Source organism: Citrobacter sp. MGH103, assembly GCF_001034475.2.
Classification (GTDB): Bacteria; Pseudomonadota; Gammaproteobacteria; order Enterobacterales; family Enterobacteriaceae; genus Citrobacter; species Citrobacter freundii.
The window spans coordinates 1031960-1048980 of sequence record NZ_CP073043.1; the positions used below are offsets into that span (position 1 = coordinate 1031960).

At 52.2% G+C, this 17021-nt stretch carries 17 protein-coding genes; 11 read left to right on the forward strand and 6 right to left on the reverse strand.

The genetic code is table 11. The features are described from left to right. Positions 1 to 44 precede the first annotated feature (44 nt). From ispF to rpoS, 6 genes are all read left to right on the forward strand, one after another. Positions 45 to 524, forward strand: coding sequence for a 2-C-methyl-D-erythritol 2,4-cyclodiphosphate synthase (gene ispF, locus SK33_RS04950; protein WP_003034167.1), 480 nt, complete (start codon positions 45 to 47; stop codon positions 522 to 524). Continuing rightward, positions 521 to 1570: a tRNA pseudouridine(13) synthase TruD gene (gene truD, locus SK33_RS04955; RefSeq protein WP_016150904.1), complete on the forward strand. Its 1050-nt coding sequence runs from the start codon at positions 521 to 523 to the stop codon at positions 1568 to 1570. Before ispF ends, truD begins: the two co-directional genes overlap by 4 nt. After that, the gene (gene surE, locus SK33_RS04960; protein WP_003825728.1) at positions 1551 to 2312 is read left to right on the forward strand and encodes a 5'/3'-nucleotidase SurE; all 762 of its coding nucleotides are present in this window, start codon (positions 1551 to 1553) and stop codon (positions 2310 to 2312) included. Before truD ends, surE begins: the two co-directional genes overlap by 20 nt. Beyond that, complete coding sequence (locus SK33_RS04965) at positions 2306 to 2932, forward strand: protein-L-isoaspartate(D-aspartate) O-methyltransferase (RefSeq protein ID WP_003034172.1); 627 nt, start codon at positions 2306 to 2308, stop codon at positions 2930 to 2932. The genes surE and SK33_RS04965 overlap by 7 nt, the downstream gene beginning before the upstream one ends. Positions 2933 to 3116: 184 nt before the next feature. Continuing rightward, the gene (gene nlpD, locus SK33_RS04970; RefSeq protein ID WP_247751699.1) at positions 3117 to 4199 is read left to right on the forward strand and encodes a murein hydrolase activator NlpD; all 1083 of its coding nucleotides are present in this window, start codon (positions 3117 to 3119) and stop codon (positions 4197 to 4199) included. Between the two features lie 62 nt (positions 4200 to 4261). After that, complete coding sequence (gene rpoS / locus SK33_RS04975) at positions 4262 to 5254, forward strand: RNA polymerase sigma factor RpoS (protein WP_000081498.1); 993 nt, start codon at positions 4262 to 4264, stop codon at positions 5252 to 5254. A gap of 142 nt (positions 5255 to 5396) precedes the next feature. Here the strand turns inward: rpoS and SK33_RS04980 are convergent, their stop codons facing one another. Then, a complete protein-coding gene (locus SK33_RS04980; RefSeq protein ID WP_003840322.1) occupies positions 5397 to 5801 on the reverse strand; it encodes a MarR family winged helix-turn-helix transcriptional regulator in 405 nt (134 codons plus the stop codon). Between the two features lie 158 nt (positions 5802 to 5959). On the opposite strand from SK33_RS04980, the gene SK33_RS04985 reads away from it, so the two are divergent. The 4 genes from SK33_RS04985 (at position 5960) to SK33_RS05000 (ending at position 8620) form a co-directional block, all read left to right on the forward strand. Next, a complete protein-coding gene (locus SK33_RS04985) occupies positions 5960 to 6553 on the forward strand; it encodes a non-oxidative hydroxyarylic acid decarboxylases subunit B (protein ID WP_048218501.1) in 594 nt (197 codons plus the stop codon). Continuing rightward, a complete protein-coding gene (locus SK33_RS04990) occupies positions 6553 to 7980 on the forward strand; it encodes a non-oxidative hydroxyarylic acid decarboxylases subunit C (RefSeq protein ID WP_048218500.1) in 1428 nt (475 codons plus the stop codon). The genes SK33_RS04985 and SK33_RS04990 overlap by 1 nt, the downstream gene beginning before the upstream one ends. Positions 7981 to 7990: 10 nt before the next feature. Further along, on the forward strand, positions 7991 to 8227 hold the full coding sequence (locus SK33_RS04995) for a non-oxidative hydroxyarylic acid decarboxylases subunit D (RefSeq protein ID WP_005130838.1): 237 nt from the start codon (positions 7991 to 7993) through the stop codon (positions 8225 to 8227). A 240-nt stretch (positions 8228 to 8467) separates the two neighbouring features. Then, positions 8468 to 8620, forward strand: a complete 153-nt coding sequence (locus tag SK33_RS05000; RefSeq protein WP_003034202.1) for a Hok/Gef family protein — start codon at positions 8468 to 8470, stop codon at positions 8618 to 8620. Positions 8621 to 8729: 109 nt separating this feature from the next. Here SK33_RS05000 and mutS read toward each other — a convergent pair whose 3' ends face one another. After that, positions 8730 to 11291 (reverse strand): DNA mismatch repair protein MutS, encoded by a 2562-nt coding sequence (mutS, locus tag SK33_RS05005; protein ID WP_048218499.1) that lies wholly within the window; start codon positions 11289 to 11291, stop codon positions 8730 to 8732. A gap of 152 nt (positions 11292 to 11443) precedes the next feature. On the opposite strand from mutS, the gene SK33_RS05010 reads away from it, so the two are divergent. Then, on the forward strand, positions 11444 to 11587 hold the full coding sequence (locus SK33_RS05010) for a hypothetical protein (protein WP_003034206.1): 144 nt from the start codon (positions 11444 to 11446) through the stop codon (positions 11585 to 11587). An 82-nt stretch (positions 11588 to 11669) separates the two neighbouring features. On the opposite strand, the gene SK33_RS05015 is transcribed toward SK33_RS05010, so the two are convergent. From SK33_RS05015 to SK33_RS05025, 4 genes are read right to left on the reverse strand one after another with little or no spacing between them, the layout of a single operon-like run. Continuing rightward, the gene (locus SK33_RS05015; protein WP_241165049.1) at positions 11670 to 12581 is read right to left on the reverse strand and encodes an AI-2E family transporter; all 912 of its coding nucleotides are present in this window, start codon (positions 12579 to 12581) and stop codon (positions 11670 to 11672) included. After that, the gene (locus SK33_RS26375) at positions 12562 to 12720 is read right to left on the reverse strand and encodes a hypothetical protein (protein WP_228051124.1); all 159 of its coding nucleotides are present in this window, start codon (positions 12718 to 12720) and stop codon (positions 12562 to 12564) included. Before SK33_RS26375 ends, SK33_RS05015 begins: the two co-directional genes overlap by 20 nt. 15 nt (positions 12721 to 12735) lie before the next feature. Then, positions 12736 to 15789: an efflux RND transporter permease subunit gene (locus SK33_RS05020; RefSeq protein WP_048218498.1), complete on the reverse strand. Its 3054-nt coding sequence runs from the start codon at positions 15787 to 15789 to the stop codon at positions 12736 to 12738. Beyond that, entirely contained in the window at positions 15789 to 16874 is a 1086-nt protein-coding gene (locus tag SK33_RS05025) for an efflux RND transporter periplasmic adaptor subunit (protein ID WP_003034211.1), read from the reverse strand. The genes SK33_RS05020 and SK33_RS05025 overlap by 1 nt, the downstream gene beginning before the upstream one ends. Positions 16875 to 17021 lie beyond the last annotated feature (147 nt).

Below are 17021 nucleotides of genomic sequence, written 5' to 3' on the forward strand. Positions count from 1 at the left end.
TTCAGGCTGCCTGGAGGACGCTGTGTATATCAGGAGAAGGCATAATGCGAATTGGACACGGTTTCGACGTACACGCTTTTGGAGGAGTTGGCCCAATTATCATTGGTGGTGTGCGCATCCCGTATGAAAAAGGATTGCTGGCGCATTCTGATGGTGACGTGGCGTTACACGCGTTAACCGATGCTCTGCTGGGCGCGGCTGCGCTGGGGGATATCGGTAAGCTATTCCCGGACACCGACCCAGCCTTTAAAGGTGCAGATAGTCGTGAATTATTGCGTGAAGCCTGGCGGCGTATTCAGGCCAAAGGCTATACGCTTGGTAATGTGGATGTGACAATTATTGCCCAGGCGCCGAAGATGCTGCCGCACATTCCACAAATGCGAGTGTTTATTGCCGAAGACCTCGGCTGCCATATGGATGATGTTAACGTGAAAGCGACCACCACGGAAAAACTCGGTTTTACCGGGCGTGGGGAAGGGATTGCCTGTGAAGCGGTGGCGTTACTCATTAAGGCAACGAAATGACTGCGTTTGAAGATCTGACGTATCTCCATGGCAAACCACAAGGCCATGGCGTTCTGAAAGCGAATCCGGAAGACTTTGTCGTCGTCGAAGATTTAGGCTTCGAACCCGATGGCGAAGGCGAGCACATTTTGGTGCGTATCCTGAAAAACGGTTGTAACACCCGTTTTGTGGCTGACGCGCTGGCGAAATTCCTGAAAATTCATGCCCGCGAAGTGAGCTTTGCTGGTCAGAAAGACAAGCATGCGGTCACGGAACAGTGGCTGTGTGCGCGTGTGCCGGGCAATGCGATGCCTGATTTAAGCAAATTTGAGCTTGAAGGCTGTAAAGTGCTGGAGTACGCGCGCCACAAGCGTAAGCTGCGTTTAGGGGCGCTGAAAGGCAACGAATTTACGCTGGTGTTGCGTGAAGTGAGCGAGCGAAATGATGTTGAAGCGCGTTTGCAGGCAATTAACGAGCGCGGCGTTCCGAACTATTTTGGCGCTCAGCGTTTTGGTATCGGCGGCAGCAACCTGCAAGGGGCGCTGCGCTGGGCGCAAAGCGATGCGCCGGTGCGCGATCGCAATAAACGCAGTTTTTGGTTGTCGGCGGCCCGTAGCGCGTTGTTTAATCAGATAGTCAGTGAACGCCTGAAAAAAACAGACTTTAATCAAGTTGTTGACGGCGATGCGCTACAATTATCGGGGCGCGGAAGCTGGTTTGTCGCCGCACAGGAAGAACAAACTGAATTACAGCGTCGCGTCGATGAGAAAGAATTGATGATTACAGCGGCATTGCCGGGCAGCGGTGAGTGGGGAACTCAACGCGACGCGCTGGCGTTTGAAGAAGCCGCTGTTGCTGATGAAACCGCGCTGCAGTCTCTGTTATTGCGCGAGAAAGTCGACGCGTCGCGTCGCGCTATGTTGCTGTATCCACAACAATTAAGCTGGAACTGGTGGGATGACGTAACCGTTGAGTTACGTTTCTGGCTACCGGCAGGTAGCTTCGCCACCAGTGTTGTAAGGGAACTTATTAACACAATGGGTGATTATGCGTATATTGCTGAGTAACGATGATGGGGTTCACGCACCCGGTATACAAACGCTGGCGAAAGCGCTGCGTGAGTTTGCTGACGTACAGGTGGTTGCCCCGGATCGTAACCGCAGTGGCGCGTCCAACTCGCTGACGCTGGAATCCTCACTTCGCACGTTCACCTATGATAACGGTGATATCGCCGTACAAATGGGTACACCTACCGATTGCGTCTATCTGGGCGTTAACGCATTAATGCGTCCGCGTCCGGACATTGTCGTGTCTGGTATTAACGCAGGTCCTAATCTCGGCGATGATGTTATCTATTCCGGTACCGTTGCGGCAGCGATGGAAGGTCGTCACTTGGGCTTCCCTGCGCTGGCTGTCTCACTTGATGGGCATAAACACTACGATACTGCTGCCGCAGTAACCTGCCGTATCTTACGGGCGCTGAGTCGTGAACCGCTGCGCACCGGGCGCATTTTGAATATCAACGTGCCGGATTTACCGCTGGATCAGATTAAAGGTATCCGCGTCACCCGCTGCGGTAGTCGCCATCCTGCGGATCAGGTGATACCACAGCAGGACCCGCGCGGTAATACGCTGTACTGGATCGGGCCACCGGGCGAAAAGTGCGACGCCGGACCGGATACTGATTTTGCCGCCGTCGATGAAGGCTATGTTTCCATCACGCCGCTGCATGTCGATTTAACCGCATACGGCGCGCATGAAGTTGTTTCTGACTGGTTAGACAGCGTGGGAGCCGACACGCAATGGTAAGCAGACGCGTACACACTCTTCTTGAACAATTACGTGCGCAGGGCATCAGAGATGAGCTTGTTCTCGATGCACTCGCCGCCGTGCCGCGTGAAAAATTCATTGATGAGGCGTTTGAACATAAGGCCTGGGACAATATTGCCCTGCCGATTGGTCAGGGGCAGACGATTTCGCAGCCCTATATGGTTGCACGGATGACCGAGCTGCTGGAGTTAACGCCACAGTCCCGGGTGCTGGAAATTGGTACCGGCTCTGGCTACCAAACGGCAATTCTGGCGCACCTGGTGCACCATGTGTGCTCTGTTGAGCGCATTAAAGGTTTGCAGTGGCAGGCGCGTCGTCGACTTAAACAGCTTGATTTACATAATGTTTCTACCCGTCATGGTGATGGATGGCAAGGCTGGCAAGCGCGAGCCCCTTTTGACGCTATCATTGTTACGGCAGCGCCGCCTGAGATCCCAACCGCATTGATGATGCAGTTGGATGAAGGCGGCATTCTCGTCTTACCCGTGGGTGACGAGCACCAGTTTCTGAAACGGGTGCGTCGTCGGGGAGGCGAATTTATTATCGATACCGTGGAGGCCGTACGCTTCGTTCCCTTAGTAAAAGGGGAGCTTGCGTAGATACAGGCTCTGAATACCTGGAGTTTTCCTGGATATTCTGGAATTAGTAAGCGTATCGTGGTCATGTTTCCAGTGCCCAGTCCGATGCCTTGCACGGTGATTACGTCACTGGTTTTAACCAAATTTTCCTGGGGGATAAATGAGCGCGGGAAGCCACAAATTTACCGTTCGCCGCATTGCGGCATTGTCACTGGTTTCATTATGGCTGGCAGGTTGTTCAAATACCTCGAATCCACCTGCACCGGTCAGTTCCGTTGATGGCGGTGCATCAACGAACACCAATTCCGGTATGCTGATTACGCCTCCACCAAAAATGGGCTCGACGTCGACAGTACAGCAAACGCCGCAGATCCAGCCGGTGCAGCGTCCGACCACACAGTCAACACAGATCCAGCCTGTTGCGGAACAACCTGTGCAGATGGAAAACGGTCGTATTGTGTACAACCGTCAGTATGGGAACATTCCGAAAGGTAGCTATACGGGCGGCAGTACCTATACTGTTAAGAAAGGCGATACCCTTTTCTATATTGCCTGGATTACCGGGAACGATTTCCGTGATCTCGCACAACGCAATAACGTTCCGGCCCCGTATGGCCTGAATGTCGGTCAAACTCTGCAAGTGGGCAATGCGTCTGGCGCACCGATTACCGGTGGAAATGCCATCACCCAGGCGGATGCAGCACAGCAAGGAGTTGTGACCAACCCTGCACAAAATTCCACCGTTGCTGTTGCTTCGAAACCAACAATTACGTATTCTGAGGATTCAGGTGAACAAAGTGCTAATAAAATGTTGCCGAACAACAAGCCTGCTGGGACTGTGGTCACAGCGCCCGTAACGGCTCCAGCAGTTAGCGCAACCGAATCAACTGCAAGCTCAACGTCAACCAGCTCGCCAATCTCTACCTGGCGCTGGCCGACCGACGGCAAAGTGATCGAAAACTTTGCGGCTACCGAAGGTGGCAATAAAGGGATCGACATTGCAGGCAGCAAGGGACAGGCTATTGTCGCGACCGCAGATGGACGCGTCGTCTATGCCGGTAACGCGCTGCGTGGTTACGGTAATCTTATTATCATCAAACATAACGATGATTACCTGAGTGCCTACGCCCATAACGATACAATGCTGGTCCGGGAACAACAAGAAATCAAGGCGGGGCAGAAAATAGCTACCATGGGTAGTACCGGAACCAGTTCAACACGCTTGCATTTTGAAATTCGTTACAAGGGGAAATCCGTAAACCCGCTGCGTTATTTACCGCAGCGATAATTCGGCGGAACCAGGCTTTCACGTGCTAGTTCCGTTAGGGATCACGGGTAGGAGCCACCTTTATGAGTCAGAATACGCTGAAAGTTCATGATTTAAATGAAGATGCGGAATTTGATGAGAACGGAGTAGAGGCTTTTGATGAAAAAGCCTTGAGTGAAGAGGAACCCAGTGATAACGACCTGGCTGAAGAAGAGCTGTTATCGCAGGGGGCCACACAGCGTGTGTTGGACGCGACTCAGCTTTACCTTGGTGAGATTGGTTATTCACCACTGTTAACAGCCGAAGAAGAAGTTTATTTTGCGCGTCGCGCACTGCGTGGGGATGTCGCATCCCGCCGTCGCATGATTGAAAGTAACCTGCGTCTGGTGGTGAAAATTGCTCGTCGTTATGGCAATCGTGGTCTGGCATTGCTGGACCTGATTGAAGAGGGCAATCTGGGACTGATCCGTGCAGTCGAGAAGTTTGACCCGGAACGCGGGTTCCGCTTCTCAACATACGCAACCTGGTGGATCCGCCAGACGATCGAACGGGCGATTATGAACCAAACCCGTACGATCCGACTGCCAATTCACATTGTAAAAGAGCTGAACGTCTATCTGCGTACCGCGCGTGAGTTGTCGCATAAACTGGACCACGAACCGAGCGCAGAAGAGATTGCTGAACAACTGGACAAACCGGTTGATGACGTCAGCCGTATGCTCCGACTCAACGAGCGTATTACCTCGGTAGACACCCCGCTGGGTGGCGATTCCGAAAAAGCGTTGCTGGATATTCTGGCCGATGAAAAGGAAAACGGCCCGGAAGACACCACGCAAGACGATGATATGAAACAGAGCATCGTCAAATGGCTGTTCGAACTGAACGCCAAACAGCGTGAGGTACTGGCACGTCGCTTTGGTCTGCTGGGGTATGAAGCTGCGACACTGGAAGATGTAGGCCGCGAAATTGGCCTCACCCGTGAACGTGTTCGCCAGATTCAGGTTGAAGGTCTGCGTCGTCTGCGTGAAATCCTGCAGACTCAGGGACTGAATATCGAAGCGCTGTTCCGCGAGTAAGCACAAGTTCTATCAAGAAAGGCCAGTCTCATTGAGACTGGCCTTTTTCTATGTTTGTTGCCTGATGGCACTGCGTTTATCAGGCCTACGGGGAGCAGGACTTTGTAGGCCGGATAAGACATTTATGTCGCCATCCGGCAGATTAGTTCATCATCTTACGCACCAGACGTGTGAACTGCTCACGTTCTTCATCAGATAATCGCCCCAGAAACTCATCATCCACGCTATCGCCTAACGGGGTTGCGCTGGTCAGTAATGCTTCTCCTTGCGCGGTCAAATAAACAAATCGCCGACGCTTATCCGCCGGGTCGTGTTCACGTCTGACCAACTCCCGTTTTTCCATCCGGCTCAGCATTTCCGCAAGCGTTGCCTTGGTACAGACTGCGGCTTCGGTCAGGGCGACCTGCTCAATGCCGGGATGCTCGGCAATGGCGCGCATCACCGCATACTGCGGTTTGGTCAGATCCGGTAATTCATGTTGCCAGCGAGCCGTATGTTGCTGAAAAAGCTGACGTAAAAGGTGAAAGGCTGTGTTTCTTAACGGCATGAGAGCTCCGGAATATCTGTCAGTCTCTATCTTAACGGGTAACGCGTCATAGTTTAACCATTGCTGCTTTAGCAATCTGTGCGAGGTGCTCTTGTCCGGAATGCATCGAGGGAGTATTTTAATCAAAACGTTCGTACACGAACAAAATTGAGGGCGAAATGAGACTGATTGTAGGAATGACCGGGGCGACCGGCGCACCGCTTGGTATGTCGCTATTGCTGGCGCTGCGGGAAATGCCGGGGGTAGAAACCCATCTGGTGCTGTCAAAGTGGGCCAAAACCACCATTGAACTGGAGACGCCGTACAGCGTCCGTGATGTGTCGGCGTTGGCCGATTATTGCCACAACCCGGCGGACCAGTCGGCGACCATATCCTCAGGATCGTTTCGTACTGACGGCATGATCATTATCCCCTGCAGTATGAAAACGCTGGCCGGTATTCGAGCAGGCTACGCGGAAGGACTGGTGGGGCGCGCTGCTGATGTGGTGCTGAAAGAAGGGCGCAAGCTGGTTCTGGTTCCGCGTGAAATGCCGCTCAGCACTATTCATCTGGAAAACATGCTCGCACTTTCCCGCATGGGCGTGGCGATGGTCCCGCCGATGCCCGCGTTTTACAACCACCCGCAAACGGTCGATGACATCACTCAGCATATCGTTGCGCGTGTGCTCGATCAGTTTGGTCTGGAGCATCCAAACGCCCGTCGCTGGCAGGGTTTACGGCAGGCGCAAAATTTTTCACAGGAGAATGAATAATGGCATTTGATGATTTGCGCAGCTTTTTACAAGCGCTGGACGACCAGGGACAATTGCTGAAAATCAGTGAAGAAGTCAACGCTGAGCCGGATCTGGCTGCGGCGGCTAACGCGACCGGACGTATTGGTGATGGTGCGCCAGCGCTGTGGTTTGACAATATTCGTGGTTTTACCGACGCCCGCGTGGTGATGAATACCATCGGCTCATGGCAGAATCATGCCATTTCATTAGGCCTGCCGCCCAATACGCCGGTGAAAAAACAAATTGATGAGTTTATTCGCCGTTGGGATAAATTTCCGGTTACACCGGAGCGTCGTGCCAACCCGACGTGGGCTGAAAACTGTGTTGATGGTGAGGAGATCAACCTGTTTGATATACTGCCGCTGTTTCGTCTGAACGATGGTGACGGCGGTTTCTATCTTGATAAAGCCTGCGTGGTGTCGCGCGATCCGTTGGATCCGGACAACTTCGGCAAACAGAACGTCGGCATTTATCGTATGGAAGTGAAGGGTAAACGCAAGCTTGGCCTGCAGCCGGTGCCGATGCATGATATCGCGCTGCATCTGCATAAAGCTGAAGAGCGCGGTGAAGATCTGCCGATTGCCATCACGCTGGGTAACGATCCTATCATCACCCTGATGGGGGCCACGCCGCTGAAGTACGATCAGTCGGAATACGAAATGGCGGGGGCGCTGCGTGAAAGCCCGTACCCGATCGCTACCGCACCGCTTACCGGCTTTGACGTACCTTGGGGTTCGGAAGTGATCCTCGAAGGGGTCATTGAAAGCCGTAAGCGTGAAATCGAAGGGCCGTTTGGCGAGTTTACCGGGCACTATTCCGGTGGACGTAATATGACGGTTGTACGTATCGATAAAGTCTCTTATCGCACCAAACCGATTTTTGAATCGCTATATCTGGGGATGCCGTGGACGGAGATTGACTACCTGATGGGGCCGGCAACCTGCGTACCACTGTATCAACAGCTGAAAACCGAGTTCCCGGAAGTGCAGGCGGTGAATGCCATGTACACCCACGGTTTGCTGGCGATTATCTCCACCAAAAAACGCTACGGCGGCTTTGCCCGCGCGGTGGGGCTGCGCGCAATGACGACGCCGCATGGCCTGGGGTACGTGAAAATGGTGATTATGGTTGATGAGGATGTTGACCCGTTCAACCTGCCACAGGTGATGTGGGCGCTGTCTTCGAAGGTCAATCCGGCGGGCGATCTGGTGCAACTGTCGAATATGTCGGTGCTGGAGCTTGATCCGGGTTCCAGTCCGGCGGGGATTACCGACAAGTTAATTATTGATGCCACCACGCCGGTCGCGCCGGATAACCGCGGGCACTACAGCCAGCCGGTATGTGATTTACCGGAAACGAAAGCCTGGGCAGAAAAACTGACCGCCATGCTGGCCAACCGTAAATAAGGAGTAGCAGATGATTTGTCCACGTTGTGCCGATGAACATATTGAAGTGATGGCAAACTCGCCGGTAAAAGGTGTCTGGACGGTATATCAGTGCCAGCATTGTCTGTACACCTGGCGTAATACCGAACCGCTACGTCGTACCAGCCGCGAGCACTACCCGCAAGCGTTTCGGATGACGCAAAAAGATATGGATGACGCACCGATGGTGCCGAGTATTCCACCGCTGCTGGCAGAAGATAAGCGCTAATACTGAAGGCCCGGGATTCCGGGGCTTTTTTGCGAGCAGACTCGTAACGTATTGATAAATTGATTTGTTACAGCGGCATCGGGAATAGAATAGCTGCGGGTGCTTGAGGCTATCTGGGCTTTGAGCATTTGTAAGGTCCCGGAAAGACAAAAGCCTCAGGAGATAGTTCTATCAACCTGAGGCTAGCGTACAAACCTGAACAATTTGGATGTTAGTCTCTTCTTTGCAGGGAGGCAAGACATGCTGACAAAATATGCCCTGGTGGCAATTGTAGTGCTGTGTTTCACGGCACTGGGATTCACGTTAATGGTGCGAGATTCGTTGTGCGAGTTAAGCATTAAAGAACGTGGTATGGAGTTTAAAGCTGTTCTCGCTTACGAACCGAAGAAGTAGCAACAACGCGGGGGAAACCCCGCGTCCTGATGGTCTGGTTTCGTCCTCTTGCACCCATTCTCGCATTGCCGTAGGCCCGATAAGCAAAGCGCCATCGGGCATTACAACGTTACACCAGACTTTTCAACCGGTAGATCCACTCCAGCGCCTGGCGAGGCGTTAGTGAATCCGGGTCGAGGTTTTCCAGCGCTTCAACGGCGGGCGAGGTTTCTTCAGGCACTGAAAGCAGCGACATCTGTGTTCCATCGACCTGGGTCGCAGCAACGTTTGGCGCAATGCTTTCCAGTTCGCGCAGTTTTTGCCGCGCGCGTTTAATAACCTCTTTCGGCACGCCAGCCAGGGCTGCTACTGCCAGACCATAGCTCTTGCTCGCCGCGCCATCCTGTACGCTGTGCATGAAGGCGATGGTATCGCCGTGCTCTAACGCATCCAGATGCACATTCGCGACGCCCTCCATTTTTTCCGGTAACTGAGTCAGTTCGAAGTAGTGGGTGGCAAACAACGTTAATGCTTTGATTTTATTGGCCAGGTTTTCCGCGCACGCCCATGCCAGCGACAGGCCGTCGTAGGTGGAGGTGCCGCGTCCAATCTCATCCATCAGTACCAGGCTGTTCTCGGTGGCGTTATGCAGAATGTTGGCGGTTTCGGTCATTTCTACCATAAAGGTAGAACGACCGGATGCCAGATCATCCGCCGCGCCCACGCGGGTAAAGATCCGATCGATCGGGCCTATTTCCACTTTCTGCGCCGGAACGTAGCTGCCGATGTAGGCCAACAGCGCAATCAACGCGGTCTGGCGCATATAGGTACTTTTACCCCCCATATTCGGACCGGTGATGATCAGCATCCGTCGCTGAGGCGAGAGGTTAAGCGGGTTGGCGATAAACGGCTCGGTTAGCACCTGTTCAACCACCGGATGACGTCCCTCAGTAATACGAATGCCGGGTTTATCGGTGAAGTTCGGGCAGGTGTAATTCAGGGTATAAGCGCGTTCTGCAAGGTTGACCAGTACGTCCAGCTCTGCCAGCGCGCTGGCGCTCTGTTGCAAATCAGCCAGATGCGGCAACAGCATGTCGAACAGCTCATCGTACAGCTGTTTTTCCAGCGCCAGTGCTTTACCTTTTGACGTCAGAACTTTGTCTTCATACTCTTTCAGTTCCGGAATAATGTAGCGTTCGGCGTTTTTTAGCGTCTGGCGACGCACATAGTTAATCGGCGCCAGATGGCTCTGCCCGCGACTGATCTGAATGTAGTAGCCATGAACGGCGTTAAACCCAACCTTCAGCGTATCCAGACCGGTGCGCTCGCGCTCACGGATTTCCAGTCTGTCCAGATAGTCAGTTGCGCCATCAGCCAGCGCTCGCCACTCGTCCAGTTCTTCGTTATAGCCCGGGGCGATGACGCCACCGTCGCGAACCAGCACTGGCGGAGCTTCCACAACGGCGCGTTCCAGCAGTTCACGCAGCTCTGCAAACTCACCCATTTTCTCGCGCAGCATCTGCACGGGGGCACTGTCTACACTTTCCAGTTGCGCGCGCAGTTCCGGTAATTGCTGGAAGGCATGACGCATACGGGCCAGATCGCGCGGACGCGCAGTACGCAGGGCCAAACGCGCCAGGATACGTTCCAGATCGCCGACCTGACGCAGCACGGGTTGCAATTCGCTGGTGGCATCCTGCAGCGCGCCGATGGTTTGTTGGCGCTCGATGAGGACTTTGGTGTCACGGATCGGCATATGCAGCCAGCGCTTGAGCATACGGCTGCCCATCGGCGTCACGGTGCAGTCGAGGACTGACGCCAGCGTGTTTTCAACGCCGCCCGCCAGGTTCTGCGTGATCTCCAGATTGCGGCGCGTGGCGGCATCCATAATGATGCTGTCCTGTTGACGTTCCATGGTGATGGAACGAATATGCGGCAGTGAGGTGCGCTGGGTATCTTTTACGTATTGCAGCAGACAGCCGGCGGCGCATAATCCGCGCGGGGCATTTTCTACGCCAAAGCCAATCAGATCTCGCGTGCCAAACTGCAGGTTCAACTGCTGGCGGGCGGTATCAATTTCAAATTCCCACAGCGGACGACGACGCAGGCCGCGGCGCCCTTCAATCAGTGACGTTTCAGCGAAATCCTCGGCATACAGCAATTCAGCAGGGTTGGTGCGCTGCAGCTCTGCGGCCATGGTTTCGCGATCGGCGGGTTCACTGACGCGAAAACGCCCTGAGCTGATATCCAGCGTAGCGTAGCCGTAGCCTTTACTGTCTTGCCAGATGGCAGCCAGCAGGTTGTCCTGGCGTTCTTGCAACAGCGCTTCATCACTGATAGTGCCAGGCGTGACAATGCGTACCACTTTGCGCTCAACCGGACCTTTACTGGTTGCCGGATCGCCAATCTGCTCACAAATAGCGACAGATTCACCCTGATTAACCAGCTTGGCGAGGTAGTTCTCGACCGCATGGTGAGGAATGCCCGCCATCGGGATTGGCTCGCCAGCAGATGCACCGCGTTTCGTCAGGGAGATATCAAGTAGCTGAGATGCGCGTTTCGCATCGTCATAAAACAGTTCGTAAAAGTCGCCCATGCGGTAAAAAAGCAGTATTTCCGGATGCTGAGCCTTCAGCTTGAGATACTGCTGCATCATCGGCGTGTGAGAGTCTAGGTTTTCTATTGTACTCATTGGAGTGTGATGTCCATATTTCTTAATTTTTAATGAGTTAGTGAATTTTATGGTTATCATTAGGTTTCACGTTGTCTCATCGAATATCATGAAATCCTACAGTTAACAGTAGGATTTCATGACGGTATGAGGTGCATGATAACGGAGTCTTTATGGCAGGAAAACAAGAGGGAAAGCCACTTTCGTTTAAAGCGGTAAAAATGATGAAGCCTGGTGGCAAAGATGAAGCTGACGTAGGCGAAAATCGTGGTTTACGTCTCTCATCTGGTGCCACCAGGATGAAGTCTTTTTTCTAACGTTACGCGAGTCCCCGACTGGTAAACTTATTCAGTTTAAAATTGGTAACTTTCCACAACTTCTCTCGTCTGCATATATACGTCACTCCAGTTCACGTAATGCTTGCCACACTTTTTTCAGTAAAAAGGTGAGTGGAATGGCCAGTATAGCTCCAGTTATGCCAAGTAGTGCCTGCCAGATCAGGAATGCCAGTAGTTGAACCGTCAGTGGTAAATTCAACCGTTTGCCGAGCATAAGTGGTTCCATCACTGAACTCAGGGAAAGGTTTAGCACCACGAAAAATCCAGCGACCAACAGGCCGGCCTGTATATCGAAAAAGATCATCGTCTGAAGGACCGGCGGAATCGCGGCAAGTAAGGAGCCGACCACCGGGACATAATTGAAAATAAACATCAGCATGCCCCAGAGAAAAGCAAACTTTAAACCCAGTAGCCAGGCGGCGGCCCAGACAACCAGGCCACCGAGCAGTCCCGTCAGCGTTTTTACGCGTGCATAAACGATCACGCTTTGTATGCCTTCCAGCAGCGCACGGATCACACCCGAACGATGTTGAGTGGTGCGCAGAGTGGTTTTTAACACTGGCAGTTCGTACAACATAAATAGCAGCATAAGAAATACCATCAGCCACCAGGACAACATGCCCGGAATCAGCGACAGCTGGCTGGTTATCAGACGAAGTATGGCACTGGTATCGATGAAACTAAGCACCAGATTGGTGGAAAGGAAAATACCCGCCTCGCTCAGAAAAAATGTCAGAGCATGAAGCTGGGTGGCGATCTGAACCGATGCCAGGCGACTGAGCTGAATTAACCCCGGTGCTGAGGCGCTGAGCGAGCTGATGATAATAACGATCAGTAACAGCAGAGCCACAATCACTGATAGCGAAGTAAGGAGTCGAGGGAGTCCGTGTTTCTCCAGGCGTTCGATCAGTGGATCAAGCATCACGGCGAGAAACAGCGCCAGGAGGACCTGATTAACCAGTGGTGCTGCCATGTGCAATCCAGCCAATAGTATGGTCAAACATGTCAGCAAAAGTAGCCCCTGAATAAGGGGCGTTAATGATTTTAACCCGCTCTGATGCATTGACGTCTGTTCTCCTGTAAACGACAAGCAGCCTGTCGATTTTTAACATTTACCCCGTGATGTTTCATGGTGTCTCCGGACGGTGCAGGCAGTCATAGAGGACCGGCAGAACCATTAAGGTAAGGATTGTCGCAAAACCCAGACCAAACATAACAACCACGGCCATGCCCTGAAAAAAGACATCCCTCAGCAGCGGCGCGAAACCCAGTACAGTGGTGAAGGTTGTGAGCAGAACAGGACGTAAACGTGAAGTGGCGGCGGATATAAGCGCTTCATGTTGCGGCTTCACCTGTTTCTGATGCTCAATCTCCTCAACCAGGACAATCCCGTTACGGATCAACATTCCACTCAGACTCAGCAAACCTATCAGGGCCATAAAGCCAAACGGAATGTCGATAAGTAAAAACCCTGTTGTGACGCCAATTAATGCCAGCGGCACGGTAAGCCAGATGGCGAAAGCATTTTTCAGCGAACTAAACATCAACACGGTAATGGTGAACATCACCAGATAACCTAACGGCAGGGTAGAGAACAGGCCTTGCTGTGCCTCGCTTGAACTTTCCGCATCTCCTCCCCACGTAATGTTGTAACCGTGCGGCAACGGAATCTGTTCAATCTGTGGGCGAACGCGTGCCAGAATATCGGCGGAAGTGGCATTGCTCAGTGGGTCAGGGTTGGTCATGATGGTCATAACCCTGCTGCGATCGCGACGCAGAATCAGTGGATTTTCCCACTGTAATATGAACCCATCGACCACGTTACTGAGCGGAATGTAGCGTTGCTGATTTTGGCTCCAGACCTGGACATTATTAAGATGATTAATGTCATGCCGCTCGTTTTCGGGCGGACGCACCACTATCGGCATCATATCCGTGCCTTCGCGATATAGCCCGATGCGACTGCCGGAAAAATTCATTTCCAACGCGTCATCTACTTCTTTTTTATCCACACCTAACTCTTGACCGAGCACTGGATTATATTGTGGGCGAATGACTTTACTGCGGTTTTGCCAGTCGTTACTTACACTACTGGTATCGCGATTGTCGGCCAGAATAGTACTTACTTTGCTGGCAATCTGGCGCATGATATCGGGCGCTGTCCCTCTGATGCGTACCTCAATACTGCTACTGCCCGCAGGGCCAAACATCACGCGATTGGTACTGGCATTGACCTGCGGGTAATCCTGCGCGATAACGGTATCCAACTGGCTCGTCAGTACCCCAATATTGCGCTCATTGTCCATTCTTACCATGATTTGTGCGTAATTGCTGTACTGGCGCTGACCGTTGTAAGTCAGGATAAACCGCATGCTGCCATGACCTATCGTTGACACCGTGGAAACCACGCCCGGGCGACCGTCAATTATTTTTTCAATATCACTAGCCATCTTTTCCGTGGAGGTGATGTCCGAACCATAAGGTAGCCACAGATCCACAAAAAAAATCGGTGTACTGGCTGAAGGAAAGAAATTTTGTCGTACCGAGCCAAAGCCCCAGATTGCCAACGCCAGCAGTACTGCCATGACTGAAAGTGTGGCTGTTTTGTGTGCCAACAGTGTATTCAGGATACGCTGATAGAGTCGGTAAAAACTGCCACTATAGGGAGCGAATTCTGATGGCTGCTTAAGAGGGGATTCGGTTTTAAATAGCCACCATTTAACCAGTGCTGGCGTAATGGTTAGGGCCGTGAACCAGCTCAGCATCAGTGAAATTAACAATACCTGAAACAGCGATTTACAGTATTCGCCCGTTGAGTCCTGTGACAGGCCAATAGGAGCAAATGCCAGGATAGCAATAATTGTGGCTCCCAACAGCGGAAGTGCGGATCGCCGAATAATTAAGTTTAGCGCTTTTACCCCTGACACGCCCTGCTGACGCGAAATGAGTAATCCCTCCACAACCACTATCGCATTATCTACCAGCATACTCAGCGCGATTATCAGCGCCCCCAGGGAGATGCGCTGAAGCTCAAGTCCCCACAGATACATAATAAACAACGTGCCCAGCACATTGAGCGCTAATGACAGGGCTATAATAATGCCGCTGCTCAGCCCCATGAATATCACCAATATTCCGATGACTATCGTTAGCGCCATTAGAAAATTAGTAAGAAAGCCATTTACTGAAGATGCCACTTCAGCAGACTGGTCGTAAAATACACCGATCTGTATACCGGCGGGTTTTTCCTCAGACATCTGTAGTAACTTAGATTTCAGCGCTTGTCCCACGTCAATCACATTCACGCCGGGTATAAATGATACCCCCATCATCACGGCGGGTTGACCGTTGGCGTGATAAATGCTGGAGGGCGAATCAGCGAGACCGCGCGTGAGTGTGGCTATATCTTTCAGGCGTGTGCTGGCGCTGTCACCCGCTGGGCTAACAAGTAGATGGCCCAGTTCATCAAGATTTTCGAATTCGCCAGTGGAATGTATACGGATTGATTCTGTACCAGATTTTATCACCCCAGCGTTTGACACAACATTCAGTCGACTCAGCGCAGCGGATAGCTGAGCCGGCGTGATGCCGCGCGCAGCCATTTTTATCAGTGACACCTCTACATTGATCTGTGACGTTATGATTCCTCCGGTCATGACCTTGCCTACGCCAGGCACCAGTACCAGCTCACGTCGCAGCTGTTCGGCATATTGTGCAAGCTCTTTATTGCTGAAATTGTCACCGGAAATTGAGAAGAAAAATCCAAAAACATCGCCAAAATCATCGTTTACGAAAGTCTGCATGACACCAGGCGGAAATACGCGTCCTGCATCACCTACCCGACGACGTAATTCGTCCCAGATTTGGGGTAATTTATCCGAGTGGTAGTGCGAAGCGATGTTCACTGTGATTTGCGACATCCCGTTGGATGAAATCGAACTGATGTTATCCAGATAGGGCAGTTGCTGCAGGGCTTTTTCCAGTGGCAGTGTTACTTCTTCTTCTACTTGCTCGGCGGATGCCCCTGGATAGAGGGTAACAACCACGGCGCTTTTAATAGCAAACTCTGGATCTTCAAGACGACCGATGTTAAGTAGTGCAAAAATACCGCCGATACCTAGTAACAGAATGAGCAGCCAGACACGGACGGGATTATTAATAAACTGTCGGGAGATATCCATTACAGTCCCCCTTCACGTGTCCAGATACGGACCTGCTGCTGAGCATGTATTTCATTCACCCCGGCAGCGACCACCCGTTCACCGTTTGTTAGACCGTGGGTTATTACGATACCGCCCTCGGTGAGTTCACCAGTGGTTACACTGCGTTCTTCCAGCGTAAGCTGCTCGCCGCTGCCCTTTACCACCCAGACGTGGGGGTGATTGAGTGGGCTGTTGTCCGGGTTAAACACAGCTTCAACTGGCACGACCAGCTTTTCACGCAAGGTACTGACTGGCAGTTTTGACAGATCGATGGTGACCGTACCACTGACCCCAGCAACAGCAGGGAAGTCAGACGGTCGTGGCATGGTTAAAATCATCTTCCAGGTGAGCGTGTTATTGTTGCTGCTAGCCGAGTGCTCTTTGTAATCAGCCTGAAACTGGCGGCCAGGCAGTGCAGTGATTTGCACCAGTGGTCGATAGGTCACATTGCGAATGTCCATTGCGGTAAACAGGTTTTCCGGTACGCTGAATGCCACATCGAGCATGTCGGTGCGAGCCAGAGTGGCGATAGTTTGTCCGGCTGTCGCAACCTGATGGCTTCGAGCATTTACACTGACAGCGATACCGGAGAACGGGGCGGTGAGTATCATTTGGTTCAGTTCTTCACGAGCGATCTGTAGCGCCGCGTTTGCAGCATCTCTTTTGGCACGTTGTACATCCATCTCATCACGTGAGACGGCATGGCGCGCAGACAATGCCTGGAAGCGTTCAAACTGTCGCTGTGCGAGGTCGGCGGTGGTCTGCCGTTCTTTTACCCGTTGCCGGGCTTCATCGCTAGAGAGCCGGGCGATCACTTGTCCTTTCGCCACTGGAGTTCCCTGGCGGATATCAAGCCATTCAATACGGCCCGAGCGTTCAAAAGATAGTGCGGTGGAATCACTGTACTCAATTCTTGCGGGGAGAATACGTTGACGGGCCTTTTCAGACTTTCCCACCTCCACAACTTTAATTGTGCGAGGCTGAATGGGTAAATCTATTTCTTTCTGCTCGCACGCTGTAATTAAAAAAACGGCAAAGATAATCAGGGGTAAATAACGAGCCAATTTTATATCCTCAGCGATAATGATGTAATTAATTTTGTAGGGTTATATATGTGAGCGAATGAAAGCAGAATGCCAGCCAGAGGCTGACACAATGCAGACTCAGTTTGGTTGGTATATAACTTCCTTTAGTTTTTCCGCTAGTTACAT

Coding starts and splice junctions, on each gene's coding strand:
- SK33_RS04995 (WP_005130838.1), top strand. CDS start 7,991: ATGATTTGTCCACGTTGTGCCGATGAACATATTGAAGTGATGGCAAAC.
- SK33_RS05020 (WP_048218498.1), bottom strand. CDS start 15,789: ATGGATATCTCCCGACAGTTTATTAATAATCCCGTCCGTGTCTGGCTG.
- SK33_RS04990 (WP_048218500.1), top strand. CDS start 6,553: ATGGCATTTGATGATTTGCGCAGCTTTTTACAAGCGCTGGACGACCAG.
- truD (WP_016150904.1), top strand. CDS start 521: ATGACTGCGTTTGAAGATCTGACGTATCTCCATGGCAAACCACAAGGC.
- SK33_RS05000 (WP_003034202.1), top strand. CDS start 8,468: ATGCTGACAAAATATGCCCTGGTGGCAATTGTAGTGCTGTGTTTCACG.
- SK33_RS04980 (WP_003840322.1), bottom strand. CDS start 5,801: ATGCCGTTAAGAAACACAGCCTTTCACCTTTTACGTCAGCTTTTTCAG.
- SK33_RS26375 (WP_228051124.1), bottom strand. CDS start 12,720: ATGTTAAAAATCGACAGGCTGCTTGTCGTTTACAGGAGAACAGACGTC.
- ispF (WP_003034167.1), top strand. CDS start 45: ATGCGAATTGGACACGGTTTCGACGTACACGCTTTTGGAGGAGTTGGC.
- SK33_RS05010 (WP_003034206.1), top strand. CDS start 11,444: ATGGCAGGAAAACAAGAGGGAAAGCCACTTTCGTTTAAAGCGGTAAAA.
- rpoS (WP_000081498.1), top strand. CDS start 4,262: ATGAGTCAGAATACGCTGAAAGTTCATGATTTAAATGAAGATGCGGAA.
- SK33_RS04965 (WP_003034172.1), top strand. CDS start 2,306: ATGGTAAGCAGACGCGTACACACTCTTCTTGAACAATTACGTGCGCAG.
- SK33_RS04985 (WP_048218501.1), top strand. CDS start 5,960: ATGAGACTGATTGTAGGAATGACCGGGGCGACCGGCGCACCGCTTGGT.
- SK33_RS05015 (WP_241165049.1), bottom strand. CDS start 12,581: ATGGCAGCACCACTGGTTAATCAGGTCCTCCTGGCGCTGTTTCTCGCC.
- mutS (WP_048218499.1), bottom strand. CDS start 11,291: ATGAGTACAATAGAAAACCTAGACTCTCACACGCCGATGATGCAGCAG.
- surE (WP_003825728.1), top strand. CDS start 1,551: ATGCGTATATTGCTGAGTAACGATGATGGGGTTCACGCACCCGGTATA.